Raw genomic sequence first — 25,315 nt, 5'->3', positions numbered from 1 at the left:
TCCCATTTGTTCAAGACCGCCCGATCACCGGCGTGGACGATCGTCGGCATGAGACTCGTCAATCACGAACACAAGGCCGTGGACCTGCGGACCACCCCCGTCCACCTCGGGCTGGGATCGAGAGCGCGATCCATCGAGGGCTTCGCCTGGGACCCGGAGGTGCTCCGTGCGTACAGCACCGCGGTCGCGGCGGACGGTGCCGAGGGCCGGATGGTGATGATCTTCGACGGCGACGGGCCCGGCGAGCACTGGGAGAGCCACCCGGCGGGCGACGAGCTGGTCGTCTGCCTCAGCGGGTCCGTCACGATCACGCGCGACGTGAACGGGGTCCACGATCACGTTCGGCTCGGGCCGGGCGAGGCCAGCATCAATCCGGCCGGGGTGTGGCACACGGTCGACATGGCGGGGCCGACGTCCCTCCTGGCCGTCACCGCGACCCTCGGCACCGACCACCGCCCCCGGACCGGTAGCCGCCCGGCCGAAGGCGTCGGCACGTCCGGGCCGGAGGACGCGTCGTGACGACACGCGTCGCCTGCCTCGGCGACAGCCTCACCCGTGCGCAGTTCAGCGTCGACTACCTGGATCTACTCGCACGACTCGGTCCTCCCGGTGAGGTACGGCCCGCCCGTTTCGGCGTCAACGGCGACTTCGCGTACAACCTCTTGCAGCGCCTCGACGCCGTCGTCGCGAACCCGCCCGATGTGATCACCGTGCTGATCGGGACCAACGACGCCCGGGCGAGCCTTGCCGGGTACCGGGTCGAGCAGGCCATGAAGCGCAAGAGGCTCCCCGCGCGCCCGTCGGCCGGCTGGTTCCAGGAGTGCCTGGGAGCCGTTGTCGCGCGGCTGCGGGCGGAGACCGACGCGACGATCGGACTGCTGTCGCTCCCGGTACTCGGCCAGCGGCTCGACGGACCGGCGGCACAGGCCTCGCGGGCGTACAGCAGTCTGATCTCCGAGGTCGCCGCCGACAGCGAGGTGGCCTACCTGCCGCTCCACGAACGCCAGATCGAGGAGCTGCGCCGGGCGGACCCGCCGCCGGTCCCCTACGAGGAGGCGACGCCCGCGGCGACCATCGGCGTCCTGGTCCAGCACGCGGTGCTGCGCCGCAGCCTCGACGCGATCTCGCGGCGGCGGGGTCTCGTGCTCACGACGGACCACATCCACCAGAACAGCCGCGGCGCCGCCGTTGTCGCCGAGGTCATCGCTGCCGGGCTGCTGACCCGGAGCGGGTAGCCGGCGTCGTGGTTACGTCCGGCTCAGGTCGGCCTGTACGAGATCGTGGTCCGACCAGGGCGTGAGGTGCACCTGCTGCTTCAACGGGTCGAAGCCGCGAAGGAAGATGTAGTCGAACTTGCTGCGCCAGTCGGTGGTGGGCTCGCAGGCGCCCGTCCCGGAGGGGCCGCACCCGGGGTCCGCGTCCTGCGCCACGTCCCACATCGCGGTGAGTTCGGGGGCGTCGGGCACCGCGTTGAAGTCGCCGAGAACGATCGTCCGGTCATACCGGGCGATCGCTTTCGCCAGCACGGGGGTCTGCTTCGCGCGGACCGGTGCCTGTCGCCGCTCGGCCAGGTGCGTGTTGAAGACCCGGACCGGCCGGCCGTCCACGAGGGTCGTGACGGCCATGTACCCGCGGTCCTCGGAACCGCCTTCGGGGTACTCCACGTTCACCCGGTCCGTCATCGGGGCGGCCGAGAGAATCGCCTGGCCGAAGCCTCCCGGGCTCCACGGCAGTCCCCCGCACCGGCTCCAACTCGGCAGCACCGATCCGTACGCGACGTGGTAGACCAGCCCGTACCTGTACCGCAGATAGTCCCGGATCCTCTCGACATCACCCACGCACGCCTCCTGCAAACCGATGACCTGAGGCGCGTACGTGGCGATCTCCGCCGCTCGGCCGCCGTTCTGCCCGCTCCCCCTGCAGGGGTTGCAGATGTTCCAGGTCATGACCCGGTTCGGCACGATCTCCTCGGGAGCGCCGGCCGGCAGCGGCTGGGCCGTGTAGACGCTGTTCGAGGCGCTGGGCCCGGCGAGCAGCAGGCAGGCCATGACCAGCGCCCCCGCAAGCCACCGCACGCCGGTTCCGGTCACCTTCGGCTCCTCGAAGTCGGTTCACACGCTCAGTCACCCTATGACCTCGGGCACCTCGCCCTCCCACTCCGCCGGAAAGGGGGATCCGTGATCCCTGGATAACCGCGGCCTTCATCCAACCTTCTGGCCGCGCGATCGTTGAGGAGTAGGCGGCGACGGACCGGCCGGTCCGCCCGCACCATGATCCGAACGGAGCCACCATGACCCGCATCGCCCTGATCACCGGCGCCAACCGGGGCCTCGGCCGCAGCACCGCCCTGCATCTCGCCGAGGCCGGTACCGACCTGATCCTCACCTACCGCTCGCACGCCGAGGAGGCGGAGGCCGTCGTGGAGGCGGCCAGGAAGCTCGGCCGCACGGTGGTCGCCCTGCGGCTGGACACCGGGGACACCGGCGAGTTCCCCGCCTTCACCGCGCAGGTGCGTGAGGCCCTGGACCGGGAGTGGGGCCGCAACCACTTCGACATCCTCGTCAACAACGCCGGACACGGCGTGCACGCGCCGTTCGCGGAGACGACCGAGGAGCAGTTCGACGGGCTGATGGACGTCCACGTCAAGGGCGTCTTCTTCCTCACCCAGGCCCTGCTGCCCCTGATCGAGGACGGCGGCCGCATCCTCAATGTCTCCACCGGCCTGACCCGCTTCATCGCCGCGCCGACCGCCGCGTACGCCGCGGCCAAGGGCGCAGTGGAAATCCTCACCCGGTACCTCGCCAAGGAGCTGGGGCCGCGCGGCATCGCGGTCAACGCCCTGGCGCCGGGGGCCACCGGAACCGACTTCGGTGGCGGCGGGGTCCGCGACGACGAGGGCATGCGCTCCATGCTGAGCGGTGTCACCGCGATGGGCCGCCCCGGTGAGCCCGACGACATCGGTGCCGCCGCTGCCGCGCTGCTCGCCGAGGGCACCTCCTGGGTCACGGGACAGCGCATCGAGGCGTCCGGCGGCATGCTGCTCTGAGGGACCGGGCCCGGCCGGGCCCGCACACCTTCACGACCGCGCCCCGGATGTCAGGCACCGGGGCCACGAGGGAGACTGGAACCGTGGACCGAGCACAACTCGCGGACTTCCTCCGCACCCGACGCGAAGCCCTGCAACCGGAGGACGTGGGGCTGCCCCGCGGGCCGCGCCGCCGCACCCAGGGTCTGCGCCGGGAGGAGGCGGCGGCGCTGAGCGGTATGTCGACCGACTACTACAGCCGCCTGGAGCAGCAGCGCGGGCCGCAGCCGTCGGAGCCGATGCTCGCCGCCATCGCCCGCGGTCTGCGCCTCTCGCTCGCCGAGCGGGACCATCTGTTCCGGATCGCCGGGCACAACACCCCCTCCCGCCCCGGCAACCTGCGCTCCGACCACATCACGCCCGGCCTGATGCGCATCCTCGGGCGGCTGGACGACACCCCGGCGCAGGTCGTCAGCGATGTGGCGGAGACCCTGGCCCAGACGCCGGCGGCGATCGCGCTCCTCGGCGACCAGACGCGGTTCACCGGACCTGGACGCAGCCTCACCTACCGCTGGTTCACCGATCCCGCCGCCCGGTTGCTGTACCCGGAGGAGGACCACCCGCTGCACAGCCGCTTCTTCACCTCCGGCCTGCGGGACGCGTACTCGCGGCAGGGTGCGGGCGGCCGCGCCGAGCACCTGCGCGACCTCCTGCTGGAACGCAGCGAGGAGTTCGCGGCCCTGTGGAGCGCGCACGAGATCGACGTACCGCGGGTGGACCCCAAGCTGGTACGCCATCCCGAGCTGGGCGTCCTCACCCTTCAGTGCCAGGTCCTGCTGGACCCGGAGCAGAACCAGACGCTGCTGGTGTACACCGCCACGCCGGGTTCGCCGGACGACGAGAAGCTGCGGCTGCTGCCGGTGCTGGGGGCGCGGGCGGTGGGCACCTGACCGTGCCGGGTCAGTCGTCGGGGATGCCGGTGCCGCTGAGGGCCGGGACGGTGCGCTCCGGCCGGACGAGGGACCGGGCGCCGAGCCGGAACTGGTCGAGTGTGTCGATGATCGTCCGGCCGACGGGCCGGTGGCCCCAGATGCTGATGCTCTGGTGGGTGGTGGGCTCCCAGGTGCGCTCGTCGATGACGAGGGGGTTCCAGCCGACCTCCCACTCGAAGCCCGAGGGGGTGCGGGCGTAGTAGGAGAGTTCCTTGTCGTTGGTGTGCTGTCCCACCGACAGCGCCATGTCGAAGCCGAGTTCGTGGACGCGCTCGTAGCTCCGGGCCAGGTCGTCCAGGCTGTCGGCCTGGATGTTGAGGTGCTGGACGCGGGTGCGGATCGGGTCGATCGGCAGGCCGTGGACCGCGGCGATGGCGATGGAGTGGTGGCGTTCGTTGACGCGCAGAAAGCGGATCTTGAGCTTGACGCCGCTGATCGTCTCGTCGATGTAGTCGGTCAAGCGGGCGTCGAAGACGGTGTTGTAGTAGCCGCGCATCAGGGTGGGCCTGGCAGAGGTGATCGCGACATGGCCCATGCCCGCGTCGCCGGTGACCCATCCTGAGGCGAGCATCCGCAGGGGCTCGGGGGAGATGACCGGGGTGGTGTAGATCTCCTGGACGATGCCCTTGGGGCCGGGGAAGCGCAGCAGCCGTTCCACGCCGCGCAGTGCCGCTTCCTCGTCGGAGCCCCGTACGACGGGGACGCCGTGGGCCCGGATGCGGGCCTCGATGTTTTCGAAGGAGGTGTGGTCGTCTATGTGCCAGCCGATCGCCACCACGTCCTCGGCGGGGCCGCGCCGGATGAGGAAGCGGCACGCGTGGGTGTCGAGGCGGAAGCGCATCACGTCGCGGGAGACGTCGTCGTGGTGCATGCCGATGGCGTCGGTGCCGAACCGGCGCCAGTCATCGAAGCGGTTGGACTCGATGACGAGGTAGCCGAGGTGGACGGAGCCGAAGACCGAGGGTGTGGTGTTCATCGGCGGCCCGCCAGGAAGTCGGCGCAGAGCCGGTTGAACAGCTCGGCGCGTTCCCACTGCACCCAGTGGCCCGTGTTGGCGACCTCGTACAGGTCGCAGTGGGGCATGCGCTCGGCCAGCATCCGGCCGCCGGACGGGCGGTTGACCTTGTCCTCGGCGCCCCACAGCACCAGGGTGGGCACGGCCAGCCGATTCAGGCGCTTGTCGCGGGTGAAGTCCATCTTCCACAGCGTGCGCAGCGATTTCGGGCGCCTGAGCGGCGGGGCGGCGACGACCTCGGGGTCGATGCTGTCCTGGTAGCGCGCGTCGATGACCGAATCGGGCACGCGGGCGGCGTTGAAGACCAGGTAGTCGCGGATGAACGTCTCCAGTTTCTTCCGCGAGGGCCCTTCTCCTGTGTAGTAGTTCAGAAGGCTGTTCAGGCCCGGGGTGGGAAGCGCCCGGGTGGTGCCGATGCCGCCGGGGCCCATGAGCACCATGCGGTCGACCCGCTCCGGGGTGTCCAGCGCGAGCCGGAGGGCGCAGGAACCGCCGTAGGAGTTGCCCACGACGTGGGCCTTCTCCAGGCCGAGTCGGTCGAGCACGCCGCGGATGCCGGCGGCCAGGGCGCCGAAGGGGTCGGTGGGGTCGATGCCCTTGCTGCTGCGTCCGTAACCGGGCAGGTCGGGCACGATGACCCGGAACTCCTCGGCCAACTCCGCGATGTTGCGGCTGTAGTTGGAGAGGCCGGAGGCGCCGGGGCCGCCGCCGTGCAGCAGCAGGACGGGCGCTCCCCGGCCCGTCTCGGCGACGAAGATCTTCTTGCCGTGGACGTCGAGCAGGCGCTCGCGCATCGCGGGGACTTCGGTGGGTGTGGTCATGGTGGTCCTCACTGGGCGGTGATCGCGGAAGGCCGTGGCGCGGGGGCGAATCCGGCAGGCGGCGGCGGGAGTTGGCCCCCGGCCGGGGCGGCGGCGTACACATAGGCGTCGGGGCGCAGCGCCACGGTGGAGACGCGGCGCCCGGTCAGCCAGGGCAGCAGGACGCCGTCGCTGTCGACGAGGGCGCCCTCGGCCGGGCGGGAGCCCGCGGGCAGCACGGTCAGCGAATCGACGCCCAGGCGCTCCCACGCGGGCTGCGTGGTGGGCGGGCCCGCGTGCAGCAGCAGCCAGCGGCCGCCGAGGGCGTCGTCCAGCCGTACGCGTTCTCCGTCGGGCCCGGTCACCCAGGGCTGGGGGATCTGGTGGCCGGTCGCCCTGGTGCGGGGGCGGGCCTGCAGGCCCGCGTCGTAGTGGGCGACGGGGATCCAGTTCGAGTCCTGCATCCGGTCGCCGAAGCCCGGGATGCGGTCCAGGGCGCGCAGGGCGGTGTTGCGGACGCGGGCGACCGGGCGGCGGCGTTCGGTGATCACGCGGCCGACGAGCACCGCCCGCTTGGTGACCTCTCTGACGTGCGGCTTGCGTTCGGTTTCGTAGCTGTCGAGGACGCTCTCGGGCAGTTCGCCGCGCAGGACGGAGTCGAGCTTCCAGCAGAGGTTGGCCGCGTCCCGCACACCGGCGGCCATCCCCTGGCCGATCCACGGCGGCATGGCGTGTGCGGCGTCACCGGCGAGGAAGACCCGGCCGACGCGGAAGCGCGAGGCGAACCGGACGTGGTGGCTGTACACGGTGGCGCGCAGGACCTCGATGCTGTCGCGGCCGATCCCGTACCGGGAGATCAGCCGGTACACGGCGTCCTCGGTGACCAGGTGCTTCTCGTCGTCCCCGGGCAGGAGGGGGAACTCGTAGCGGTGGTGGCCCAGCGGGGTCGGGCAGTCGACGGCCGGGCGGGCCGGGTCGCAGTGGAAGCGCAGTTTGTCGTGGTCGGGCCAGGGTTTGAGCATCTTGGTGTCGATGACGACCCAGCGGTCCTCGTACGTGCGCCCCTCGTAGCCGATGTTCAGCTGGGCGCGGGTGAGGCTGGAGCCGCCGTCGGCCGCGATCACGTACGAGGCGCGCAGCCGTCGGACCGCGTCGTCGGCGGTGCCGACCACGGTCAGCTCCACCCCGTCGGCGTCCTGGCGCAGGCGCAGGCACTCGTGGCGCAGGAGGATCTTCACGTTCGGGTAGCGGTCGACGCCGTCGCGCAGGACCTGTTCCAGCGCGGGCTGGTAGATGAACATCTGCGGCGGGTGGCCGTGCCCGCGCGACGTGGGGTGCGCGTTGATGAACGTTCGGCCCCTGGCGTCCACGAAGTCCACCGGCCGCTCGGTCAGCATGTCCTGCTTGAGGCGCTCGGCCAGGCCGGTGCGCTGCCAGATGCGGACGACCTCCTCGTCGGTGGAGATGGCCCGTGCGCGCGTGAAGATCTCGGCATCCCGTTCCACGACGACGACGCGCAGCCCCCTCGCACCCAGCAGGTTCGCCGCGGTCACGCCCGTGGGCCCGTAACCGATCACCGCCACGTCGTAGGCGCTGTCCTCGGTCTCTGCCCCGGCCTCGGTCCCACTCATCGGGCCACCTCACTGTCGATCATGCCGCTCGGCTCTTGCTGTAGCGTTCACTCCAATTGGAACGAGTGCTACGGTAGGGCCGCTGCCGGATACGGTCAAGCCGCCGGCGAACGAGCGCACACCCAGAGGGGCACCTCCCATGACCAAGCCGCAGACGACCCGCAAGAAGCGCGCGAACGGAGTGGAGTCGCGGCAGCGGATCCTCGACGCCACCGTGGAAATCGCAGGTGAGCGGGGGTACGAGGGCACGTCGATCGCGGCCGTCAGCGCCAAGTGCGGGCTGCCCGCCAGCTCGATCTACTGGCACTTCAAGGACAAGGACGATCTGATCGCCGCGGTCATCGAGCGCAGCTTCGAGACGTGGCTCGCGGCCGTCGAGCTTCCGAGCGAGGGGACGGGGACCCCGCTGGAACGCGTCACCGCCATGGCGGGGGGCGTGGCGAAGTCGCTGATCGACGCCCCCGACTTCCTCCGGCTCGGTCTGATGCTCGCGCTGGAACGGCGCCCAGCCGAACCCCGCGGCCGGACCGTGTTCCTCCAGGTCCGCGACATCGCCCGCGCGAAGATCGCCGAGACGGCCCGGGAGCTCGTCCCGGGCCTCGACGAGGAGTCCCTGCACGCCCTCACGACGTACGCCGTCGCGGGCGCCGACGGGCTGTTCGTCCAGCGGGAGATCAACGGTGACGACGTCGACCTCGTGGCGATGTTCGAACTGCACGCCCAGCTGGTCTACGAGGCGGCGGCACGCCTGGCGGCGAGGAGCGAGGCGTGAGCCCGGCGAACGACCGACAACGTGAGAAAGGCTCCTTCGTGTCCCCTTCGGCACAGCGCATCGACGTCCACCAGCACGTGGTGCCCGGCTTCTACCGCGACGCGCTCGCCGGGGCCGGCATCGCCGACGCCGGGGGCCGCGCCCTGCCCGACTGGAGCGCCGAGTCCGCCCTGCGCCTGATGGACCTGCTCGGCACCACCACGTCGATCGTCTCCGTCTCCACGCCCGGCACCGGCTTCCTCACCGGACCCGCCGAGGCCGCCGGTCTGGCCCGACGGCTCAACGACCACTCCGCGGCCCTGGTCTCCGGCCACCCCGGCCGCTTCGGCTTCTTCGCCACCCTGCCCATGCCCGACACCGACGCCTCGGCCGCCGAGGCCGGGCGCGCGCTGGACGAGCTGCACGCCGACGGCGTCACCCTGCTCGCCAACAACCGGGGGACCTATCTCGGCGCGGAGGGCCAGGACGCGTTGTGGCGGACGCTGAACGACCGGGGCGCGGTGGTCTTCGTCCACCCGGCCGAGCTGCCCGCTCCCCCGGTCGACGGCATCCCCGCCTTCGCCGCGGACTTCCTGCTGGACACCACCCGCGCCGCGTACCTCCTGGTCCGCAACGGCATACCGCGCCGCTACCCGGACATCCGGTTCATCCTCAGCCACGCGGGCGGCTTCGTCCCCTACTCCTCACACCGCATGGCGCTGACCATCGCCAACGACACCGCGCGCAGCCCGCTCGACGTACTGGACGACTTCCGCTCCTTCTACTTCGACACCGCCCTGTCCTCCAGCCCCGCCGCCCTGCCCACCCTGCTCACCTTCGCCCGCCCCGGGCACGTTCTGTTCGGCAGCGACTGGCCGTTCGCCCCCACCCCCGCCGGGCAGTACTTCGTGGGCGGCCTCGACAGCAACCTCGACCGGGGCGCACTCGCCGCCGTCAACCGCACCAACGCCGAAGCGCTCTTCCCTCGCCTGGCCGCCACTCCCCCGACGCCGCCTCCGGCCCTGCCGGCCCCGGTGCGGCTGCGGCACGCGACCCGACGCACCGCCGCCCGCCTGGTCTTCAAGCTCCTCCAGCCCCGCACCGGCTAAGGCAGTTCAATCGCGTGAGTGACCGCGCGGGAGAGGTCCGGGCGGCTGAGGATCTCGGTGCTGTCGATGAACTGGTCCACGGCGCCGGCCGGTGGCAGGACGAGGACGGCCGGGTCGGTGATCCGGGCGGTCAGGGCCCCCGCGAAGCGTTCGGCGTGCAGGACCTGGAACGGCCTGTTGTGGTACGGCCGTGTCGTGGGGTCGACGGGGTCGCAGAGGCCCAGCTGGTTGTGCGCCGCCGCGACGGTCTCGTACGCACGGGCGAGGTGCTGCTCGCGGGTGTGCCAGTCGGTCGCGGCCAGGGCGGCGGTGAGCACCGGTGTCAGGGCGGGCCCCTGGGCGGTGAGCGCGAAGGCGCTGCCGAGCCATTTGCCGTACGGCGGGTAGCGGCGGTCCATGAGCAGGCAGAGCCGCATCAGGTCGCGCACCAGCCGGGCGGCGACGACGGCGGAGCCGAGTTCGTCGCCCACCTCGCCGCAGCGTCCGACGAAGGCCTCCTCCTGGGAGATACGCCGCCACTGGCAGGCGAGGAGGTACCGCCAGAGGTCATCGGGGTACCAGCCGAGCGCGGTCCGGGCCGGTACGAGGTCGCCGAGGCCGTCGTGAAAAACCGCACCAGCCGTGACCTCGGCGAGGCGCTGGGCGGGGGCGGCCAGCCAGTCCGCCAGTGCGACGCCCTGGCCCGGGTCGAATCCCAGCCGCTCGGTGAACCAGGTGCCGGAGTCGGTGACCGTCACCCGGTGGTGCACCGGTCCCCCGGTCTCCCGCATGACCCCGATGCCGTCGTCGCCCGCCTCGGCGAAGTGCGTCGGGTAGCCGCAGAACGTCTTCGGCAGGCGCTCGGCGAGCAGCGCCGTGATGTCCGCCGCGTGACGGGCGGCGTCCCGCGGGTGCAGGAAGACCTCCAACCGGGGTCCCCACTCGTGGTCGGCGGAGCGGGCGGTGTCGAACCCGAGGACTTCCGAACCGCTGCCGAGCCGGGCGGCGGAGTGCGCCAGCCCGGGGACGGTCTCGTCCAGCAGCGGCAGCACGGCTTCGCGGTAGAAGCGGCGCGAGAGTTCCAGTCCGGGAATGAAGGATGGCGTGGTCATACCGCAGAGCGTGCCGCACCAGCGGTGACCGGTCGAAGGCATTTCCGCGTACCCGAGGGGGAAACCGCCGCCCGGCGCGCGGCTCCGCCACGGTGTGACCGGTGCCGCCGCGCCGGCACCGGCTAGTTCTTCTGCAAGGTGCGCGTGACCCCCGCGATGACGGCGGTCGCCAGCACCCAGCCGAAGGCGATCAGGAGGTAGGCCAGCCACTGGAGCCAGCCGTCGGCCCAGTACCAGGCCGTGCGCTGCCCCAGGCCGCCGATGGGGATCAGCAGATCGAGTGTGTAGACGAGGGGCTGGAACGGGGCGCCCTCGCCCTCCTTGGCCGGGACGGGAGGGTGCGCGGCGAACGCCAGGGTGCCCAGGAGGGTCAGCACGAAGAGCCAGACACCGGCCAGCCAGGGGCGGTAGCCGTAGCCGATGGACCCGTCGAGCAGATACCCCCAGGCACGCGCGGCCGGGGACAGCGTACGGCGCCGGTGGCGCTGCTTGGCCAGGAGTACGCGGCGGGCGTCGTCGTCGTGGCCCGCCTTCCGGTACCAGTTCGCCAACTGCTCGTACGGCTGCGGGCTGTAGCCGGGACCGCGCCGGATCCACGCCACCCGGCCGGGCGCGGACCCCCGGCGGCCGTTCGGCCCGGGTGCCCTGAGGGAGTCGTAGACGAAGCCCTCCAGCTCCACCACGTCCGGCCAGCTGTGCTCGTTGTCGTGGAGCGAGGCCACCTGCGCGCCGCGCAGATCCACGGTGCCGAGCGGTCGTCGGGTGAGGGCGAGGTCGAGGTCGGACACCTGCATGGCGCGTCCGACCAGGGCCCTGCCGTCGCCGCCGGGTGCCGCGCTCAGGAACGCTCCCTCGAAGGTCAGGAGGTCCGAGACCCGGGCGCCCCGCAGCCGCACGGTCCCGTCGGAGGTGAAACCGCCGGAGAAGTTGAGCGTCGGCGCCACGACGTTGTCCAGGGCCAGGGCCACTCCGCCCGGACCCGGGCGCCCCAACGGCACGGGGCGCTCCAGGTGCGCGCCCTGCATGAACAGTCCGCCGGACAGTTGCGCGCCCAGCATGCGTATCCCGCCCCGGGCGGTGAACCCGTGCATGCAGAAGATGCCGCCGCCCGTGTGCAGGCCGTCCGCGATCACGCCCCAGCCCTCGGACACGCACACCCGCGTACCGTTCAGCACCAACTCGCCCGCCGCCGAGGCGTTGAGCAGGTCCAGGCACCCCTCCACGCGCGACCGGGACAGATCGAGGTGCCCTTCGACCCGTACGAGGGCAGCTTCGAGGCCCGGCAGCAGGCTGTCCACGACGCGGATCGTCCGGGCGGACGCCCCGACGAGCTTCGGTGCCCGCTCGAACCAGCACTCCTCGATCCGGAGAGCCTGCCCGATCTCCACGTCCGAGAGGTCCAGACGGCCGCTGATGCGCGCGCCGACGAGTTCCACGCAGGCGACGGCGCCGGGCCGCACGGCGTTCCCACCCGAGAGCAGCGCCGCGATCACGGCGGCACGAACCGTCCGCCCGGGACCCCACGCGCCCCCTTCGGTGACCCGGTCGTCCTCGGGCACACCCGTGCGCAGGTCCACACGGCGTCCCTCGGGGAACGCGTCCCACAGCTCGCGCTCCGGTGAAGTCAACTCGTCGTATGAAAGCACTCGTTCAGATTAGCGATCTTCCTCCGGGCGCCCCGGTCAAGGCATTTCGAGTTCGGGAAAGGAGAAGAAGCCGCTGACGGCCCGCACCGTACGTTCCTCGTCGTCCTCCCGGTCGTGATCCGCCGGCCCGGCCGGACGGGCCGCTGTGAGGACGGGCAACAGCAGATCGGGCTCCTCACCCGCGCGGAAGTACGGGGTCTCGAAGCTGAAGCCCGTGATCAGGCGCCCGTCGCGGTAGTACTGGAACGAGGGCCCGTGGGCCTTCGCCCAGCACGGCTCGGTCACGAAGACACCGAGTTCGCCGCCGTCCTGGCACAGCCGTCCGTAATCGGCGAGGTCGTACTCGCCGCACTCCCAGCTGGACATGTCGTGCATCACCAGTCCCCAGTCGGCTCCCCCGGCGTACGCGAGTGGCATGCGCTGCTGGTCGAGGAGTCCTCGCACGAGCGTGTCCAGGGACAACCCCCGGAAGAAGACGACGTTGGTCTCCTCGTGGTGCGGGAGCGCGCGGTGTATCCAATGCGTCATGCCGTGCACCGTAACCGGGCCCACTGACACGGCCCCGCGACCGTGTGCCGTGGAACCGGGTCGAGGCTCCACCGGTGTCCGGAAGTCGCGTGATGGCGGACAATTCGAGTGGGGGCGGTTGTGTGTCCGCCGAGCAGAGAGGTCACCATGTCCGGTCCGCCGGTTCCCGGAGCACTGACGCGGGTCTTCCTCGTGGACGATCATGAAGTCGTACGCCGGGGGCTGCGCGACCTGATCGATGACGAGCCCGACATGGAAGTGGTGGGCGAGGCCGCGACGGCGGAGCAGGGTCTCGCCAGAGGGCTGGCCCTGCGGCCCGATGTGGCGGTCCTCGATGTGCGCCTGCCCGACGGCAACGGGATCGGGGTGTGCCGGGAACTGCGCTCCGGACTGCCCGGGCTGGCCTGTCTGATGCTCACCTCGTTCGACGACGAGGACGCGCTGCTCGACGCCATCATGGCGGGGGCGGCGGGCTACGTGCTGAAGCAGATCAACGGGTCCGATCTGGTGTCGGCGATCCGCACGGTGGCGACGGGGCAGTCGATGCTCGATCCGGCGACCACGGCCCGGCTGATGCGTTCGCTGCGGGGGCCCGAGGAGCGGAAGTCCCCGGAGGACGAGCGGCTCGCGGGTCTCTCGGAGCGGGAGCACTCCGTTCTGGAGCTGATCGGCGAGGGGCTCACCAACCGGCAGATCGCAGAGCGGCTGTACCTCTCGGAGAAGACGGTCAAGAACCACATCTCCCGGCTTCTGGGGAAGCTGGGCGTGGAGCGGCGTGTCCAGGCCGCGGTCATCGCCGCGCATGTGCACGAGAACGATGCCGACTCCGGATAGCCGTCAGTCCTCCGTTTCTTCCAGCGGGACCCGCCACGTGAGCGTCGTCCCGTGCGCGGGTGGCTGCCGGGTGTGCGCGTCGAGGCCGCCGCCCAGCCGCTCCGCCCGCTCGCTCAGGTTGCGGAGGCCGCTTCGTCTGCCGCCGTTCCGCATGCCCACCCCGTCGTCGCCGACCGTGACGGTCAGGGCGCCGCCGTGCGCGACGACCGCCACCTCCGCGGACCGGGCCCTCGCGTGACGGGCCACGTTGGTCAGCGCTTCGGTCACCACCGCGATCGCCTCGTCGCCCACACCGGCCGGTACGTCGGTGTCGAGCAGGCCCTCCATGCGCAGCGCGGGTGCGAAGCCGAGCGTCGGAGCGGCGGCGTCGACCGCACCGACGACACGGCTCCTGAGCTTGGGAGCCGTTCCGGGCTCGGAGTGCTCGCGGAGGCCGAAGATGGTCGAGCGGATGATCTTGATGGTGGTGTCGAGGTCGTCGATGGCGCGGGTCACCCGGTCCCTGGCCACCGGATGCTCCACGAAACGCCGGGCGCTCTGCAGCGTCATGCCGGTGGCGAAGAGGCGTTGGATCGCGAGGTCGTGCAGGTCCCGGGCGATCCGGTCTCGGTCCTCCAGCAGGCTCACCTGCTCGGCGTCACGACGCCGTTCGGCCAGTTCCAGGGCCAGGGCCGCGGAGCCGGTGAAGGCGGGCAGCGCGGCGGTCTCGGTGCCGGTGAAGGCGGGCCGCCCCCTGCGCCGCAGCAGGATGAGCACCCCGCTCAGCCGGTCCTTCGTGCCCACCGTCGCGGCGATCGCCGGGCCGAAGCCCGTCCAGCGCTCGGGCTGGACCGTGATCCGTTCGTCCCGTTCGATGTCCGCGAGGAGGACGAGCCCGCCCGCGGCGAGTGCCGCGGCCGCCAGGGTGCCCTCGATGCTGGGCAGCACGGTCCCCCGGTGCCGGTCGGCGCCCTCGCCGCTCGCCATCGACCCGCGCAGCGAACCGTCGGGGCCGACCAGGTAGTACACGCCCAGGTCGGCGTCGGCGATGTCCACGGCCCGGTCGAGCATGCCGTCGAGGACTTCCCGCTCCCGTGAGCCGGAGAGCAGCGCGCTGGTGAAGTCGGCACCGGCGGCGAGCCAGAGCTGGCGCAGGCGCCCCTGCTCGTACAGCCGGGCGTTGTCGATCGCGATGCCGGCGGCGACGGCCAGCGTCGTCACCACGGCCTCGTCCTCGTCGTCGAAGCTGCCCCGGCCGCGCTTCTCCGTCAGGTAGAGGTTGCCGAACACCTCGTCCCTCACCCGGATCGGTACGCCGAGGAACGAGTGCATCGGCGGGTGGTGGGGCGGAAAGCCGTAAGAGGCGGGGTGGTCGGCCAGCTCGTCCAGGCGCAGCGGTTCGGGGTGCCGGATGAGCTCCCCGAGGATGCCGTGGCCGGAGGGCAGCGCGCCGATCCGCTCGTGGAGTTCGTCATCGATGCCGGTGGTGAGGAACCGGGACAGCCGCTGGTCGTCGCCGATGACGCCGAGGGCGCCGTATTCCGCGTCGACGAGCGTCACGGCGGACTCCACGATGGTGCGCAGGACCTGGGAGAGGTCGAGGTCCTGGCCGACGGACATGACGGCTTTCAGCAGTTCGCCGAGCTTTTCCCGGGTGCTCCGGACCTCGTCCAGCCGTGCCTGGAGTTCACCCAGGAGTTCATCGAGTCCCAGGCGCGGAGACCGTGCTCCGCCGCTTCGGGTCTCCTCCGGACCCATCGGCACCTCCGGCTGCGTCGGACTCGGCGCAAGCCGGTCCGGTCCGTCCCGTTTCACCGTAGCCCCGATGCCTCGCGCCTTCCTGTCGGGCCGGGGCGGGGGTCACCGGGGCGGGGGTCAGCGGACCGGGACGGTGACGACCGGGCAGCGGGCGCGGTGCAGGAGGCCGTGGACGACGGAGCCGACGCGCATGCCGGTGTAGCCGCCCCGGCCCCGGCGGCCGACGACCAGGGCGAGGGCGTGCTCGCCCGCCTCCGCCAGGATCTCGACGGGCGAGCCGACGCGGACCTCGTGCGTCAGCCGGAGACCGGGGTACTTCTCGGACCAGCCCGCGGTGATCTCCGAGAGCTGTCTGCGCTCGGCCTCGAACATGGTGTCGCTGGAGCGGAGGGAGAAGACGGGCGGCTGCCAGACCGCGACGGCCCGCAGCTCCGCCCGGCGGAGGTCCGCCTCCTGGGCGGCGAACGCGAGGGCCGCGAGGGAGGACTCGCTGCCGTCGACGCCCACGACGAGATACGGCGGCTCCTGGGTGCTGTGCTCGGCCTCGCCCACCACCACGACCGGGCAGCGGGCCTGCGCGGTGACGGGGACGACGAGCGCGCCCGCGCTGAGGTACTCCTCGGTCCGGCTGAGATGCCGGGAGCCGAGTACGACCATGGCCGCGTCCTGTGCAAGGCGGGCCATGACCTGCGCCGGGAAGCCGTCGACCACCGCGGTGGCGATCCCGGTGCCCGGCCGCCGCTCCCGGGCCCACTCCGCCGCCGCGCTCACGGCGTCCTTGCCCTCCAGGGCCCGGACCGTGTGCCGGGGGGTGTCGTCCACGTGGTGGGTGTCGTGCTGCGGGGGTATGGCCACCACCAGCCGAAGGGCCCGGTGGCGCCGGTGGGCCTCGTCGGCCGCCCAGGCCACGGTGAGGCGCCAGTCCCTCGACGGGTCGATGCCGACGACGATCTCACGGTGTTCGGTCGTGCTGCTCATGATCCGCTCCTGTCCCGGGAGCTGCGGGGCGTCCTGCTTCTCTCCCTCCACCGTGGCACCCGGCGACGCGGCGCCCGAAGGGCCGCCCAGGGGCGGGACGGGGACCAAACGTCCCAACGGCCCCCGGCGGACGAGCCCGACCGGCCCGGGGCGTGGCCCGTACGGCCCTCGCCGCCCGCCCCGGGGTTCGGGGACCGTGGTGATACGGGCACACGTGCCCTCCTCCTCGCACAGGCCGGCCCGGGCACCGTGGCCGGCGGACAGGACAAGCCGTGACCGCCAACGCTCTCTCCCGGACCCTCGTCGCGTCGCTGGTCGAGGACGCGATCCGCGCCCCGTCCATGCACAACGCGCAGCCCTGGCGATTCCTCCACCGGACGGCCACGGACACCATCGAGCTGCACGGTGACCGGTCCTGCGAGATGCCGCACGCGGATCCGGTCCGCCGGGCCCTCCATCTGGGGTGCGGCGCGGCCCTGTTCGGTCTGCGGGTGGCCGCCGCGCACCGGGACCTGAACGCGGAGGCGGAACTGCTGCCCTCGCCCGGCGACCCCTGGCACCTCGCCGACGTACGCCTGTCCGCCCCCGCCGGAGAGGCGGCGCTCGCCGCGCTCCATCCGGCGCTGCGGGAGCGGCACACCAGCCGCTTCCCGTTCACGGACGAGCCGGTTCCGCCCGAGATCATGGCGGGGCTGAGCGCTGCGGCGGCGCGCGAGGGCTGCCGGCTGGATGTGCCCGGCGACTGGTTCACCGATGCCCTCATGGAGCTCGTACGGGACGCCGCGAGGCTGGAGGCGGCCGACCCGCTGATCCGCGCCGAGGTCGCCGCGTGGACGCGTACGGAGGGCGAGGACCCAGGGGCGCAGGGGATTCCCGCGTACGCCTTCGGGCCCCGGCAGTTCGACGTGACCTCACCGGTACGGGATTTCGAGCCTCCGCATCATGGACCTTCTCGCGCCTCCGCCCGCTTCGAGAGGCGTCCCGGGTTCGCCCTGCTCGGGACGCGGGACGACACGCCCCGTGACTGGCTGGTCGCGGGGCAGGCCCTGCACCGGGTGCTGTTGCAGGCCACGGCGGACGGCCTGTCCACGTCGCTCATGTCCCAGCCGCTGGAGTGGCCGGAGCTGCGCGCGCTGTCGCGCGACCCCCGTTCCTCGTCGGGCTTCGTGCAGATGCTGCTGCGCCTGGGATACGGGCCGCACGGGCGAGCCACCCCGCGGCGGCCGGTCTCCGACGTCCTCGCCTTCACCTGAGCGGCGTGTGCGTACGAGCGCGCCGCTCACAGCCGGAACCAGCGCTCCTCCCCCGGCGCGACACAGACCCTCCGCCCGTCTGGCAGCAGGACGGGGACCGGGCCCCGGGGCGATGCGGGTACGCGGACGGCGAGCCGCCCGGGCAGGACACGGACCCGGACCCCCCGGTGGCCCTGGAAGCAGATGGTGAACGAGAACCGGGGGATCTGCGCCAGGGGAACGGGCTTGACCCGCAGCCCTTCGGGTCCGGCCTCCAGGCCGGTGATCCCGCGCTCGACCAGGTCGACGGTCCCCGCCATCGCCCCGAGGTGGATGCCCTCGCCGGTCGTACCGCCCTGCAGGTCGGCCACGTCCCCGAGCAGGGCCTCCTCGCAGTAGCGCCAGGCGTCCGCACCCATGGTGCGCGTGCGCAGCCAGCCGTGGACGAGGCTGCTGAGCGTCGAACCGTGGCTGGTGCGGCGCAGGTGGTACGCCTCCGTCGCGGGCCAGGTGTCGTCGTCCAGCGGGTGGCCGAGGCGGGCGAACAGCTCGTGGAGCTCCCGGGGCCGGAAGAGGTAGCCGAGCATGAGCGTGTCGGCCTGTTTGGTGGCCTGGTAGCGGTTGACGGTGTCGCCCTCGGCCTCCAGGATCCGGTCGAGTCGGCGGATGTCGCCGTAGCGCGCCCGGTAGCCCTCCCAGTCCAGTTCCGCGAGATCTCCGTAGCCCTCGAACTGGCTGATCACGCCGTGGTGGAACGGGATGTACAGGCGGCGCGAGACGTCCTCCCACCGGGCCAGTTCCCCGCCGTCGAGGGACAGTTGGTGGGCCAGCTCCGCACATCGTGCGGCGGGCAGTTCGGCCAGGAGGTCGAGACCCCGGGCGAGGACCCAGGCCGCGGTGGCGTTCGTGTACGCGTTGTCGTCGATGCCCGGCGTGGCCGCTCCGGGGTAGGCGTCGTGGTATTCGTCGGGGCCGGCCACGCCCCGCATGCGGTATCTGCGCAGGTCCGGGTCGTATCGGGCGGCGCCCGCCCAGTAACGGGCGACCTCCAGGAGGATTTCGGCCCCCTCCGCGTGGAGGAAGGCGCGGTCGCCGGTGGTCTGCGCGTACCGCCAGACGTCGTGGGCGACCGCCGAGCCGACGTGCCGCTGGAGCCGTGAGTGGTCGGGCAGCCATCGTCCGGAGCGCGGATTGAGGTGGAGCTCCTGGGTCTCCTCCCGCCCCGAACCGGCGCTCTGCCACGGGTAGACGGCGCCCGTGGCCCCGATGTCCCGGGCCGCTGCGCGCGCGGCGGGGAGCCGGCGGTGGCGGTACATCAGCAGCGCCCTCGCCACCTCGGGGAAGTGCAGGTTCAGGTAGGGCAGGACGAACAGCTCGTCCCAGAAGACGTGTCCCCGGTACGCCTCGCCGTGCAGCCCCCTGGCGGGGACACCGGCGTCGAGGTCGGCGGTGTGCGGGGACAGCGTCTGGAGTACGTGGAACACGTGCAGGCGCAGGATGCGGCCGGATTCGCCGGGTACGTGCAGCTCGCCCTGCTCCCACAGGCGCCGCCAGGCCGCCTCGTGCGTGGTCAGGAGGCGGGGGAACGCGGAGGCCCCGGCGGCCTCGGCACACGCCTCCGCGCGGGGGTCGCCGGGCGGGCGGTCGGCCGAGGTGCGCAGCGCCAGGGTCTTCACGACGCTCGCCGCGTGGCGCGGGGCGACGGGCAGGCGGTACGTCTGGACGGGGGCGGTCGGTGTGGCCGTCCGCGCGGCGGGCACCGAGGGTGTGGTGACCGTACGGACCGCCAGGGCCAGGCGGGTGCCGGGGGCGTGGCTGCGGCAGGTCAGCCAGGCGGTGCCGCCGGGTTCGAAACCGCTGCGGTGGCCGGTGAGATGGCGGCCCTCCAGATTCCGGTACCGGGCCACTCCGGCGTTGGTGACGGCCCCGTCGAGAACGGACTCCACCTCCACGGTGCCGCTCCACCCGTAGGCGCGGAAGGTGCTGCGCTGCGCGGCCAGGTGCGGGTCCCCCATGTGCACGATCCGCGTGTGGACGACGCGCAGCGCGCGTCCTTCCGCGTCCCGGAAGAACAGCTGCCGGGTGAGTGTGCCGGTGCGCAGGTCAAGGCGCACGTGGTGGTGGCGCAGCTCCGGCGAGTCGGGGGTCAGCCAGTCGCCGGGCGGCCCGCCGTCGGGGCGGCACCGGTAGTGCAGCGGCGTCCAGTCGGGCAGGTTGACCATGTCCTCGTTCGTCACCGTGCGTCCCGCGACGGCCGAACGGCGCCGGTCGTAGCAGCCGGCGAGGTAGGTCCCCGGGTAGTGGACGGGGCCGGCGGGGCATTCGGGCGCGGAACCCCGGGTGGCGAACCGGCCGTTGCCGAGTGCGCACAGCGACTCGATCAGCCGCTCGCGTTCCGGTTCGTAGCGGTCGTAGCCCCAGCTCCAGCCGGTGCTCACGGCTGCTCGCCCCGGACTTTCCGGGTCCGGGACGGCCGTCGGGCGTCGTTCACGCGGCGGCCGGAGTACTGGGGACCTGCACGGCGGTGTGCTGCGGGGCGCCGAGCACGACCTTGATGGCCCCGGTGTCGGCCGCGCGGCCGAACACGTCGTACGCCTCCGCCATCTGCCCGAGTTCGAAGCGGTGGGTGACCAGCTCCGACGTGGACAGCCGGCCGGCCGCCAGCATGCTCAGCAGCATGGGGGTGGACGCGGTGTCCACGAGGCCGGTGGTGAGGGTGACGTCCTTGATCCACAGGTCTTCGAGATGGAGTGTGGCGGGCTTGCCGTGCACTCCGATGTTGGCGACGTGGCCTCCCGGCCGGACCATGCGGGTGCAGCTCTCGAACGCCTCGGGCACGCCCACCGCCTCCATGACGACATCGGCGCCCAGGCCGTCCGTCAGGTCGGCGACGAGTTGTTCCGGCTCCTCGTCGGCGCCCACGGTGGCGTCGGCGCCGAGCGCCCGTGCCGCGTCCAGCCGCGAGGCGGCGAAGTCGACGGCGACGATCCGGCCGGGGCTGTACAGGCGTGCCGTGGTGATCGCGGCGAGTCCGATCGGCCCGGCACCCACCACGACGACCGTGTCGGCCGGCCGCACGTGGCCGTTGCGGACCCCCACCTCGTAGGACGTGGGGAAGATGTCGGCGAGCAGGACGGCGTCCGCGCTGTCCACGGCGCTGGGGAGCGGGTGGACCGACAGGTCGGCGAACGGGACCCGGACGTACTCGGCCTGTGTCCCGTCGATCGTGTGCCCGAGGATCCAGCCGCCTCCGCCGAGGCACTGCCCGTAGCGGCCCTCCCTGCAGTACCGGCAGCGCCCGCAGGCGGTGATGCACGAGATGAGGACCCGGTCACCGGGCCGTACCGTACGCACGTCCCGGCCGGCCTCGACCACGGTGCCGACCGCTTCGTGGCCGAGGACGCGGCCCGGTGTGACCTCCGGTACGTCGCCCTTCAGTATGTGCAGGTCGGTTCCGCAGATGGTGACGAGATCGACCCGCACCACGACGTCTCCCTGCTCCACGATGTCCGGGTCGGGTACGTCCTGCCAGGCGATGCCGCCCGGTCCCTGAAAGACAGCGGCCCTCATGCTGTCCACCTTCCTCCTGCGTGGCGTACGGGTTCCCCCGCTTCCAGATTCGGCCGTCGCCCCCGGGCGGCGCATGGGCCGGTCGGCCCCGGCGCGGGACCGCTCGGGCCCGCCGTCATGCCGGTCCTGGTCCGTTCTCCGTACCGCCGCGCCGGACGGGTACGGTCTGTACGGCCTTCGGCTCGCTGCCGGGCACCGGGACGCGTACGGTCAGCAGTCCGTCCGCGTACGCGGCGTCGATGCGGTCCGCCGGGACCGCCTCCGGGAGGCGGACGGTGCGGCGGAACGACCCGTAGCGGAACTCCGAGTGCTCCCTGTGCCGGTCCGTCTCGTCGTGCTCCGCGCTCACGGTGATGAGGTTGTCCTCGACGCCGACGTGGATGTCCTCGGGGTCCATCCCCGGCAGCTCGGCGCGCAGTACGTACATGCCGTCCCGCTGGGCGACCTCGACCGGGATGGAGTGGGGCGCCGTGCCCGGACGCCAGCCGGGCAGTCCCGGGAAGCCCCTGCCGAACCAGTCGTCGAAGTCCGGAGCGAGCCAGTGTTTGCTGTGTCCTGCCCTGCGTTCGCCCATGGCACTGCCCCTCGTCGCGGCCGGGCGCTACCGGCCCACGGATCGGGCACGGGACCGGCTGGTTCCGTACCCCGTTCCTCCACCGTTCCACCGGCCCACGGCCCGGCACAGCGACCCTGCGGGGTCCTGCGGGGGTCCGGACGGCTCATTCACACGGGGCTGACCGGCCCTGCTGCGCCGGGCGGAGGGGAAGGCACGCTGGGTCTGTGACCCCGCACGAGGAGGTGCGTCATGACAGCACAGGTCATCGCCGGACTCGACGGCTCCGATGAGAGCCTTGCCGCCGTGGAATGGGCGGCCGAGGAGGCGCGGGTGCGACAGGTGCCGCTCGCCCTGGTGAACGTCGAGGAGCTGCCCGCCAACCCGGAGATCCCGCTGGCGCAGCTCAGCGAGGCGGCCGAGCGTGCGGAGGAGCTGCTGCGGACGACCGCGGAGCGCCTGCGCGCCGAACACGCCGGACTGGAGGTGTCCGTCGCGCGGACCAGGGGCCGGGCGGCCGAGGAGCTGACGGTCGCCGCGAATGCGGCGGACCTCACGGTCCTCGGTTCGCGGGGGCTCGGCAGGATGACCGGGTTCCTCGCGGGCTCGGTCTCGCTCGCCGTCGTCGGCACCGCCCTGAACCCGGTCGTACTGGTGCGGGCGCAGGACGAACGGAGCGCGCCCGCGGGCGGCATGCTGGTGGGCATCGACATCGACCGCGTGTCCGATGCGCTGCTCGCCTTCTCCTTCGCGGAGGCCGCTCGCCGGAGGCTGGATCTCCGGTTCCTGCACAGCTGGACCCTCCCGGCCTCGTACGGCTATGGCGCGCTCATGGACCCCGCCCTCGGCGTGGACCAGAGCGAGCACCTGACCCGTACGCTGCTGGACCTGCTGGAGCCGTGGCGCCTGCGGTACCCGGAGGTGGCGGCCACCGCCAAGGCGGTCGTGGGCTCGCCCGCGCTCCAGATGGTGGAGGCGTCCCGGGAGGCCGAACTGGTCGTCGTCGGCCGTCGCTCCCGGCGGCTGCCGCTGGTTCCGCACCTCGGGCATGTCGCCCAGGCCGTCATCCACCACAGCCCGGCTCCGGTCGCGGTCGTGCCCCTGCCGTGAACGACGCTGCGGTGCGCCCGGGCGTCAGTCTCCGCCGGTGCCGGGCGCGCCGGGGACCAGGATGCGCCGCCCGGTGAGCCGGTCCGGGGAGAGCGTCACCACCGTCGTTCGCCCGTCCCCGGCCCAGGGCTTCGAGTCCATGACGCTTCGCAGGCGTTCGGACTCCGGTCCGGCCGGGAGGGTACGGGTCCTGCCGACGGCCAGTACGCTCCACCCCTGGCTGAACGCCTCGTCCAGCCGGTCCAGTTCGAAGGCGACTTCGGTCCCGGCCGATGCCGCCCGTGCGAGGCCCGCGTCGGGGGCGGTCAGGAAGACGATCCGCCCGTCGGTGACCTGGTAGTTCACGGGGAAGACCACGGGGCCTTCCGCTCCCGTCATCGCGATGCGGCCGACTCCGTGGCCGTCGAGCAGCTTCCAGCACTCGGCCTCTTCGAGTTCTTCCATCCGCGGGTGGTGGCCTGCGGCGGCCCCGCCCTGCGGCAGGTCCGCGTTGAACCCGGCGAGGTCCTGCACGGTCGTGTGCAGCGCGTCCGCGAGCCGGACGAGGAAAGCCGGTCCGGGGGCAGGTACCTGCTCCTCCACATAGGCGAGGTAGCTGGGCGTGGAGCCCGCCCGGTCCGCCACTTCCTCCAGGGAGAGGCCGAGCTGGGCGCGCCTGGCGGCCGCGCGGCGGCCCAGGTCTCCCGCGCCGTGCACGTCACGGGTTCCGGTCATCACGAGTCTCCTTCCGCTTCCGCGCCGGTCGCCGGGCCCCGGTGCGGGACGACGGCGACCGGGCACGAGGCGTGGTGCAGCGAGCGGTGGGCCACCCGGCCCAGCTCCAGCCCCACGAGTCCATGTCTGCGGCGCGCTCCGACGACGAGCAGGTCGGCCGCCGCCGACCGTTCCGTCAGTACCCGGTGCGGCACGCCCTCGACGGTGCTCCTGCGGAGCCGGACCCCGGGGTACGCACGGGCCAGGGGCTCAAGCGTCCGGTCGAGCACTTCGGCGGCCCGTCCCTCGTGGTGGCCCGCCCCGCCGCCCGACATGAGCGGGTGCGCGGCGGGTTCATGGGCGGGCCGGCGCCAGACGCAGACGGCGTCGAGTTCCGCGTCCCGTGCGGCCGCCTCGCGGAACGCGAAGCGGAGGGCGGGCGGGTCCTCGTCGTGTTCCGCGATCCCGACCAGTATCCGGCCGTGCCGTGAGTCGCGGGCGTCCCGGTCTCCTCGGACCACGACCACCGGGCCCCGGGAACGCGCCGCCACGATGAGGCCGACGGACCCGAGGAGGAGGCTGGCGAATCCGCCGCGTCCGCGGGAGCCGACGACGACGGCCGCGGCCTCGGTCGCTTCGCGCAGCAGGGCGCCCGCCGGGTCCTCGGCCAGCACCTCCGCGGTGATGTCCAGGTCCGGGGCACGGCGCCGGGCCCGCTCGGCCGCGACGGCGACGATGTTCTCCGCGACGACCTCGTCGAACGGGCGGTCGGTGGTCCGGGCCGGGAGCACTCCCTCGTACCGCTCCCAGAGGGAGGCGTGCACGACGCGCAGCGGGAGTCCGTGCCGGACGGACTCGTCGGCCGCCCAGTCCACCGCTTCCAGACCGGGTTCCGAACCGTCGACACCCACCACCACGGGCAGCCGCATCGGGCCCGCCTCCTCACGTCACCGCAGGGCCCCTCCTGCCACGGTCACACCACCACCGGCGGCCGGGAAGGGCCGAACGGTCCCGGACGGGTACGCATCGGCTCATGCGCGGCGGCCGTTCGCCCGGAATCGTGGAGTACCCGGCCGTACGAAGGCTCACGGAGGTGCGTCGTGACACGACCAGTGACCGTCGGACTGAACGGAACACGGGCGAGCGACGCGGCCGCCGACTGGGGCGCCCAGGAGGCGGACCTGCGGATGCGCCCGCTGCGCCTGGTGAGTGCCTGGGAGTGGCAGCCCTACTCCCACGCACCCCTCACGGGGACGGAGACACCCGAGCAGTGGTCGCGTCGTCTGCCCGGGGAGACCGCGGCGCGACTGGCGGAGCGGTATCCGCACCTGGTGATCGAGGCCGACCAACTCACCGGGCCACCACCCGAGATGCTCTGCCGGGCCGCCGCCGGAGCCGAGCTCCTGGCGCTCGGCACCGCCGGGCTCGGGGCGCTCAGGGGCTTCTTCCTGGGCTCGGTCGCCATGGCCACTGTCGCCCACGCCCACCGGCCCGTCGTCCTCGTCCGCCCGGACGGCGCCGCGCCCGGCCCTGCGGGGGACGACGGCGGGGCGGGGGAACAAGCCGCCGCTCCCGTCGTCGCCGGGATCGATCTCGGGCCCACCACGGACGGCGTGCTGCGCTTCGCGTTCGAGGCGGCGGCCGTGCGCGCGGCCGGGGTGGAGATCCAGTACTGCTGGAACCCGCCGGTCGGTTACGTACAGGGCATCGGCGGAGACCTGCGGTGGCGCACCGACATCGCCGAGGAGGGCATGCAGATGGTGCGGTCCCTGCTCGCGCCCTGGTCGCAGAAGTATACCCGGATTGCCGTGGGTGTGCGGTGCGAGATCGGATCACCGGCGCGCCATCTGGTCGATGCCGGTGCCCATGCCTCTCTGATCGCCGTCGGCCGGCGGACCAACCGCTACTGGCCGCACGAGCCGCGCATCGGGCACGTCGCCCACGCCGTACTGCACCACTCGCCCGCCCCGGTCGCCGTGGTCCCGCAGGACTGACCGCGTCACGTTTGCCCATCTGATTG

General features: G+C 72.6%; 23 protein-coding genes and 1 pseudogene. 10 read left to right on the top strand and 14 right to left on the bottom strand.

Annotation, left to right across the window (positions count from 1 at the left end; all coding sequences use genetic code 11):
- The first annotated feature begins 48 nt into the window (after nucleotides 1-48).
- Both AMK18_RS07620 and AMK18_RS07615 read left to right on the top strand, forming a co-directional pair.
- Nucleotides 49-519 (top strand): cupin domain-containing protein, encoded by a 471-nt coding sequence (locus AMK18_RS07620; RefSeq protein ID WP_073862168.1) that lies wholly within the window; start codon nucleotides 49-51, stop codon nucleotides 517-519.
- Entirely contained in the window at nucleotides 516-1,235 is a 720-nt protein-coding gene (locus AMK18_RS07615; protein ID WP_073862167.1) for an SGNH/GDSL hydrolase family protein, read from the top strand. The genes AMK18_RS07620 and AMK18_RS07615 overlap by 4 nt, the downstream gene beginning before the upstream one ends.
- A gap of 12 nt (nucleotides 1,236-1,247) precedes the next feature.
- Here the strand turns inward: AMK18_RS07615 and AMK18_RS07610 are convergent, their stop codons facing one another.
- Nucleotides 1,248-2,090 (bottom strand): endonuclease/exonuclease/phosphatase family protein, encoded by an 843-nt coding sequence (locus tag AMK18_RS07610; protein WP_073862166.1) that lies wholly within the window; start codon nucleotides 2,088-2,090, stop codon nucleotides 1,248-1,250.
- 200 nt (nucleotides 2,091-2,290) lie between these two features.
- Here AMK18_RS07610 and AMK18_RS07605 point away from each other — a divergent pair, with 200 nt between their 5' ends.
- Nucleotides 2,291-3,046 (top strand): SDR family NAD(P)-dependent oxidoreductase, encoded by a 756-nt coding sequence (locus AMK18_RS07605; RefSeq protein WP_073862165.1) that lies wholly within the window; start codon nucleotides 2,291-2,293, stop codon nucleotides 3,044-3,046.
- Nucleotides 3,047-3,129: 83 nt separating this feature from the next.
- Nucleotides 3,130-3,975, top strand: a complete 846-nt coding sequence (locus tag AMK18_RS07600; RefSeq protein ID WP_073862164.1) for a helix-turn-helix transcriptional regulator — start codon at nucleotides 3,130-3,132, stop codon at nucleotides 3,973-3,975.
- Nucleotides 3,976-3,985: 10 nt separating this feature from the next.
- Here AMK18_RS07600 and AMK18_RS07595 read toward each other — a convergent pair whose 3' ends face one another.
- The 3 genes from AMK18_RS07595 to AMK18_RS07585 are packed head-to-tail and all read right to left on the bottom strand — an operon-like array spanning nucleotide 3,986 to nucleotide 7,463.
- The gene (locus tag AMK18_RS07595; protein ID WP_073862163.1) at nucleotides 3,986-4,993 is read right to left on the bottom strand and encodes a VOC family protein; all 1,008 of its coding nucleotides are present in this window, start codon (nucleotides 4,991-4,993) and stop codon (nucleotides 3,986-3,988) included.
- Nucleotides 4,990-5,853: an alpha/beta fold hydrolase gene (locus AMK18_RS07590; RefSeq protein WP_073862162.1), complete on the bottom strand. Its 864-nt coding sequence runs from the start codon at nucleotides 5,851-5,853 to the stop codon at nucleotides 4,990-4,992. The genes AMK18_RS07595 and AMK18_RS07590 overlap by 4 nt, the downstream gene beginning before the upstream one ends.
- Before the next feature lie 8 nt (nucleotides 5,854-5,861).
- Nucleotides 5,862-7,463 (bottom strand): bifunctional 3-(3-hydroxy-phenyl)propionate/3-hydroxycinnamic acid hydroxylase, encoded by a 1,602-nt coding sequence (locus AMK18_RS07585; protein ID WP_073862161.1) that lies wholly within the window; start codon nucleotides 7,461-7,463, stop codon nucleotides 5,862-5,864.
- Between the two features lie 139 nt (nucleotides 7,464-7,602).
- Here AMK18_RS07585 and AMK18_RS07580 point away from each other — a divergent pair, with 139 nt between their 5' ends.
- Both AMK18_RS07580 and AMK18_RS07575 read left to right on the top strand, forming a co-directional pair.
- The gene (locus AMK18_RS07580) at nucleotides 7,603-8,235 is read left to right on the top strand and encodes a TetR/AcrR family transcriptional regulator (protein WP_018104861.1); all 633 of its coding nucleotides are present in this window, start codon (nucleotides 7,603-7,605) and stop codon (nucleotides 8,233-8,235) included.
- The gene (locus tag AMK18_RS07575; protein ID WP_073862160.1) at nucleotides 8,232-9,323 is read left to right on the top strand and encodes an amidohydrolase family protein; all 1,092 of its coding nucleotides are present in this window, start codon (nucleotides 8,232-8,234) and stop codon (nucleotides 9,321-9,323) included. Before AMK18_RS07580 ends, AMK18_RS07575 begins: the two co-directional genes overlap by 4 nt.
- Here the strand turns inward: AMK18_RS07575 and AMK18_RS07570 are convergent.
- The 3 genes from AMK18_RS07570 to AMK18_RS07560 all read right to left on the bottom strand — a co-directional run bounded on the left by AMK18_RS07570 (nucleotide 9,320) and on the right by AMK18_RS07560 (nucleotide 12,588).
- Nucleotides 9,320-10,414 (bottom strand): DUF4037 domain-containing protein, encoded by a 1,095-nt coding sequence (locus AMK18_RS07570; protein ID WP_073862159.1) that lies wholly within the window; start codon nucleotides 10,412-10,414, stop codon nucleotides 9,320-9,322. The two genes, AMK18_RS07575 and AMK18_RS07570, sit on opposite strands and share 4 nt — an antisense overlap.
- A gap of 122 nt (nucleotides 10,415-10,536) precedes the next feature.
- On the bottom strand, nucleotides 10,537-12,060 hold the full coding sequence (locus tag AMK18_RS07565; RefSeq protein ID WP_073862158.1) for an oxidoreductase: 1,524 nt from the start codon (nucleotides 12,058-12,060) through the stop codon (nucleotides 10,537-10,539).
- Nucleotides 12,061-12,096: 36 nt separating this feature from the next.
- Entirely contained in the window at nucleotides 12,097-12,588 is a 492-nt protein-coding gene (locus AMK18_RS07560; protein ID WP_073862157.1) for a hypothetical protein, read from the bottom strand.
- Between the two features lie 147 nt (nucleotides 12,589-12,735).
- On the opposite strand from AMK18_RS07560, the gene AMK18_RS07555 reads away from it, so the two are divergent.
- The gene (locus AMK18_RS07555) at nucleotides 12,736-13,422 is read left to right on the top strand and encodes a response regulator (RefSeq protein WP_018104865.1); all 687 of its coding nucleotides are present in this window, start codon (nucleotides 12,736-12,738) and stop codon (nucleotides 13,420-13,422) included.
- Nucleotides 13,423-13,425: 3 nt separating this feature from the next.
- Here the strand turns inward: AMK18_RS07555 and AMK18_RS07550 are convergent, their stop codons facing one another.
- The gene (locus AMK18_RS07550) at nucleotides 13,426-15,159 is read right to left on the bottom strand and encodes a sensor histidine kinase (protein WP_073862156.1); all 1,734 of its coding nucleotides are present in this window, start codon (nucleotides 15,157-15,159) and stop codon (nucleotides 13,426-13,428) included.
- A 117-nt stretch (nucleotides 15,160-15,276) separates the two neighbouring features.
- Nucleotides 15,277-16,137: a universal stress protein gene (locus tag AMK18_RS07545; RefSeq protein WP_073862155.1), complete on the bottom strand. Its 861-nt coding sequence runs from the start codon at nucleotides 16,135-16,137 to the stop codon at nucleotides 15,277-15,279.
- Between the two features lie 260 nt (nucleotides 16,138-16,397).
- On the opposite strand from AMK18_RS07545, the pseudogene AMK18_RS07540 reads away from it, so the two are divergent.
- A pseudogene (locus AMK18_RS07540) lies at nucleotides 16,398-17,390 on the top strand (Acg family FMN-binding oxidoreductase); the annotation flags it as partial.
- A 26-nt stretch (nucleotides 17,391-17,416) separates the two neighbouring features.
- On the opposite strand, the gene AMK18_RS07535 reads toward AMK18_RS07540, so the two are convergent.
- The 3 genes from AMK18_RS07535 to AMK18_RS07525 form a co-directional block, all read right to left on the bottom strand.
- Nucleotides 17,417-19,807: a glycoside hydrolase family 65 protein gene (locus AMK18_RS07535; RefSeq protein WP_073862153.1), complete on the bottom strand. Its 2,391-nt coding sequence runs from the start codon at nucleotides 19,805-19,807 to the stop codon at nucleotides 17,417-17,419.
- Nucleotides 19,808-19,856: 49 nt separating this feature from the next.
- On the bottom strand, nucleotides 19,857-20,939 hold the full coding sequence (locus tag AMK18_RS07530; RefSeq protein ID WP_073862152.1) for a zinc-dependent alcohol dehydrogenase family protein: 1,083 nt from the start codon (nucleotides 20,937-20,939) through the stop codon (nucleotides 19,857-19,859).
- A gap of 115 nt (nucleotides 20,940-21,054) precedes the next feature.
- The gene (locus AMK18_RS07525) at nucleotides 21,055-21,513 is read right to left on the bottom strand and encodes an Hsp20/alpha crystallin family protein (protein ID WP_079199237.1); all 459 of its coding nucleotides are present in this window, start codon (nucleotides 21,511-21,513) and stop codon (nucleotides 21,055-21,057) included.
- A gap of 231 nt (nucleotides 21,514-21,744) precedes the next feature.
- On the opposite strand from AMK18_RS07525, the gene AMK18_RS07520 reads away from it, so the two are divergent.
- Nucleotides 21,745-22,602, top strand: coding sequence for a universal stress protein (locus AMK18_RS07520; RefSeq protein WP_073862151.1), 858 nt, complete (start codon nucleotides 21,745-21,747; stop codon nucleotides 22,600-22,602).
- A 24-nt stretch (nucleotides 22,603-22,626) separates the two neighbouring features.
- Here AMK18_RS07520 and AMK18_RS07515 read toward each other — a convergent pair whose 3' ends face one another.
- Both AMK18_RS07515 and AMK18_RS07510 read right to left on the bottom strand, forming a co-directional pair.
- Nucleotides 22,627-23,316, bottom strand: coding sequence for a helix-turn-helix domain-containing protein (locus tag AMK18_RS07515; protein ID WP_073862150.1), 690 nt, complete (start codon nucleotides 23,314-23,316; stop codon nucleotides 22,627-22,629).
- Nucleotides 23,316-24,224: a universal stress protein gene (locus AMK18_RS07510; protein ID WP_073862149.1), complete on the bottom strand. Its 909-nt coding sequence runs from the start codon at nucleotides 24,222-24,224 to the stop codon at nucleotides 23,316-23,318. Before AMK18_RS07510 ends, AMK18_RS07515 begins: the two co-directional genes overlap by 1 nt.
- 171 nt (nucleotides 24,225-24,395) lie before the next feature.
- Here AMK18_RS07510 and AMK18_RS07505 point away from each other — a divergent pair, with 171 nt between their 5' ends.
- Nucleotides 24,396-25,289 (top strand): universal stress protein, encoded by an 894-nt coding sequence (locus AMK18_RS07505; RefSeq protein ID WP_241836483.1) that lies wholly within the window; start codon nucleotides 24,396-24,398, stop codon nucleotides 25,287-25,289.
- The last annotated feature ends 26 nt before the right edge of the window (nucleotides 25,290-25,315 follow it).

Source organism: Streptomyces sp. CB01249 (genome assembly GCF_001905735.1).
Lineage (GTDB): Bacteria > Actinomycetota > Actinomycetes > Streptomycetales > Streptomycetaceae > Streptomyces.
This window is presented reverse-complemented; position numbering and strand designations above follow the sequence as displayed.

What these genes read in the sequence shown, in the direction of transcription:
- AMK18_RS07530 (WP_073862152.1), bottom strand. Translation starts at nt 20,939, where the DNA reads ATGAGGGCCGCTGTCTTTCAGGGACCGGGCGGCATCGCCTGGCAGGAC.
- AMK18_RS07545 (WP_073862155.1), bottom strand. Translation starts at nt 16,137, where the DNA reads ATGAGCAGCACGACCGAACACCGTGAGATCGTCGTCGGCATCGACCCG.
- AMK18_RS07525 (WP_079199237.1), bottom strand. Translation starts at nt 21,513, where the DNA reads ATGGGCGAACGCAGGGCAGGACACAGCAAACACTGGCTCGCTCCGGAC.
- AMK18_RS07570 (WP_073862159.1), bottom strand. Translation starts at nt 10,414, where the DNA reads ATGACCACGCCATCCTTCATTCCCGGACTGGAACTCTCGCGCCGCTTC.
- AMK18_RS07620 (WP_073862168.1), top strand. Translation starts at nt 49, where the DNA reads ATGAGACTCGTCAATCACGAACACAAGGCCGTGGACCTGCGGACCACC.
- AMK18_RS07585 (WP_073862161.1), bottom strand. Translation starts at nt 7,463, where the DNA reads ATGAGTGGGACCGAGGCCGGGGCAGAGACCGAGGACAGCGCCTACGAC.
- AMK18_RS07510 (WP_073862149.1), bottom strand. Translation starts at nt 24,224, where the DNA reads ATGCGGCTGCCCGTGGTGGTGGGTGTCGACGGTTCGGAACCCGGTCTG.
- AMK18_RS07595 (WP_073862163.1), bottom strand. Translation starts at nt 4,993, where the DNA reads ATGAACACCACACCCTCGGTCTTCGGCTCCGTCCACCTCGGCTACCTC.
- AMK18_RS07555 (WP_018104865.1), top strand. Translation starts at nt 12,736, where the DNA reads ATGTCCGGTCCGCCGGTTCCCGGAGCACTGACGCGGGTCTTCCTCGTG.
- AMK18_RS07515 (WP_073862150.1), bottom strand. Translation starts at nt 23,316, where the DNA reads ATGACCGGAACCCGTGACGTGCACGGCGCGGGAGACCTGGGCCGCCGC.
- AMK18_RS07605 (WP_073862165.1), top strand. Translation starts at nt 2,291, where the DNA reads ATGACCCGCATCGCCCTGATCACCGGCGCCAACCGGGGCCTCGGCCGC.
- AMK18_RS07590 (WP_073862162.1), bottom strand. Translation starts at nt 5,853, where the DNA reads ATGACCACACCCACCGAAGTCCCCGCGATGCGCGAGCGCCTGCTCGAC.
- AMK18_RS07560 (WP_073862157.1), bottom strand. Translation starts at nt 12,588, where the DNA reads ATGACGCATTGGATACACCGCGCGCTCCCGCACCACGAGGAGACCAAC.
- AMK18_RS07550 (WP_073862156.1), bottom strand. Translation starts at nt 15,159, where the DNA reads ATGGGTCCGGAGGAGACCCGAAGCGGCGGAGCACGGTCTCCGCGCCTG.
- AMK18_RS07580 (WP_018104861.1), top strand. Translation starts at nt 7,603, where the DNA reads ATGACCAAGCCGCAGACGACCCGCAAGAAGCGCGCGAACGGAGTGGAG.
- AMK18_RS07520 (WP_073862151.1), top strand. Translation starts at nt 21,745, where the DNA reads ATGACAGCACAGGTCATCGCCGGACTCGACGGCTCCGATGAGAGCCTT.